This is a genomic window from Acinetobacter sp. NBRC 110496, assembly GCF_000876115.1.
Classification (GTDB): domain Bacteria; phylum Pseudomonadota; class Gammaproteobacteria; order Pseudomonadales; family Moraxellaceae; genus Acinetobacter.
Genome location: NZ_BBTF01000127.1, coordinates 1 through 1,829, shown reverse-complemented (window position 1 = coordinate 1,829; position 1,829 = coordinate 1). Strand labels below are relative to the sequence as shown.

Below are 1,829 nucleotides of genomic sequence, written 5' to 3'. Positions count from 1 at the left end.
ATTGTTTTGCGTTTTTACTAAATCCACGACCGACTCCAAGTTTTAAGCAATGAGCTTGATTACCTAATTTTAGAGTAATTTGTATGAATATAATTTTTTTTAAAAATAGTTATATGTCTATTCAGTTGAAGACGATTATCTACCATAAAGCTTATTGAGCTTTTCGGATGCTAAATCACTAAATTTGACGTAAATTGTGCTGGATGTCTTTGCCAATTTAACTTCAAGATGCTCATTAATCTGGATGTAAGCACCTTTACTAATATTTAGATCTTTAGTTAACTCCTGGATAGCCTGATCAAACCTATTCTCTTCTATCTTTAATAGTGAATATTCATTACTAATATTCAAATTAATAGATTTAGCGACCTGTTCAAAAGTGCGAATCATATTAAAACATAGGTCTATTTTTCTTTTTTTATTGATGCCAGTGCCGTGTATAAGTTGACAAAAACAACTAAACATGCGAAAAGACATTTTTGGTTAAACGATGTTTGCACATGCCACGGATTGTTACCGTCCCACTCAGCTTAGAACAGCGTGCACAACTAATTCTCCTGACCAAGCATGCAGCACATTGGCGTGAAAGACAACGTGCCCAAACCATTCTCTGGCTTTCCGAAGGTAAAACTGTTGCCGAAGTTGCTGCGTTACAAGAGCGTATCCCAGAAACCATAAGGCTACAACGCCGACATTGGGAGCTACATCAGTTTGAATCGATTCAAGAAGGTCATCGCTCAGGCCGTCCCAATACACTGACCTCAAACTATCAGGCTCAAATCTTAGAGTGGGTCAACACAAGCCCACTCAATGCAGAACAAATCCGAGTCAAACTGCATGAAAAACACGGTGTGTCCGTGTCTGTTGAAACTCTTCGCAAGTTTTTGCGAGATTCAGGCATGGTCTTCAAACGCACCCGCCACAGCTTGAAAAAAAAGAGACCCGACCGCATTTGGACAAGCGCAACAGCAGATTGAAGCATTACGTGAGCAAGCGGCACGTGGTGAAATTGTATTGGGCTATGTCGACGAAACAGGATTTTCGGCTACGCCAGATAACCGTTATGCATGGACAAAGATAGGCGATGTTCATGCGGTTGATGCTGTAAGACTAAAGCGAGTTAATGTGATGGGTTGTCTGCTGTCAACGGGTCATCTGATCACCAGTTGCCTACAGGAATCCGTTAACAGTCGCTGGTTTTATGCCTATTTGATGGGTGTAGCAGCACAGGTGAAACGCAGCTATCAAGTTCCTTTGGTGTTGATTGTTGACAATGCCTCGATTCATTGCAGCAAACAGATGGTAGATTGGCGCAAGCTTCTTGTACAAGAGTATTCAACGACTTTGTATTTTCTACCTGCGTATAGTCCTGAGCTGAATAGAATTGAGATGGTTTGGAAGCAGATGAAGTATAACTGGCGGGATTTTAAGGTGATGAAGGCAGATCAAATAGAGCGTTGGGTTGGGCAGATTTCAAAGGGTTTTGGTAATGAATACATGTTTACTTTTTAGTTGATACTTACGGGTTCTAGGAGATTTCTCGACAAACTTAAAACTCCATATCGTGTCGTATATACCAACTTGATTTGCCAAAACATCAACAAGAGAAGCGTTGCTAGATAGATTATCCAAGTCAGCAAGTGCTTTTCTTACCATCTTTAGTCCGAATACCTTACTGTTATGAGTACAATACTTCGTATAAAACCTAGTTTTTGCATCTGATTGGTGATTTATCTTAATAACTATTTGGTTATAAACCTTAATCCAATAAATATTACTCAATGTTAAATGATGTGTGCTGAAAAAACAGGAGGTTTTAACTTGGTAAA

The 1,829-nt window shown here is 39.4% G+C and carries 2 protein-coding genes; both read left to right on the top strand.

Annotation, left to right across the window (positions count from 1 at the left end; translation table 11 throughout):
• The first annotated feature begins 500 nt into the window (after positions 1-500).
• Positions 501-977 carry a helix-turn-helix domain-containing protein gene (locus Aba26S_RS20835; RefSeq protein WP_004677047.1) on the top strand — a complete coding sequence of 159 codons (477 nt, stop codon included), beginning with the start codon at positions 501-503 and terminating at the stop codon, positions 975-977.
• Positions 973-1,512: an IS630 family transposase gene (locus Aba26S_RS20830; RefSeq protein WP_112987680.1), complete on the top strand. Its 540-nt coding sequence runs from the start codon at positions 973-975 to the stop codon at positions 1,510-1,512. The genes Aba26S_RS20835 and Aba26S_RS20830 overlap by 5 nt, the downstream gene beginning before the upstream one ends.
• Positions 1,513-1,829: the final 317 nt, after the last annotated feature.

Excerpts from the sequence above, each read along its gene's own strand:
- Aba26S_RS20835 (WP_004677047.1), top strand. The coding sequence starts at position 501 with ATGCCACGGATTGTTACCGTCCCACTCAGCTTAGAACAGCGTGCACAA.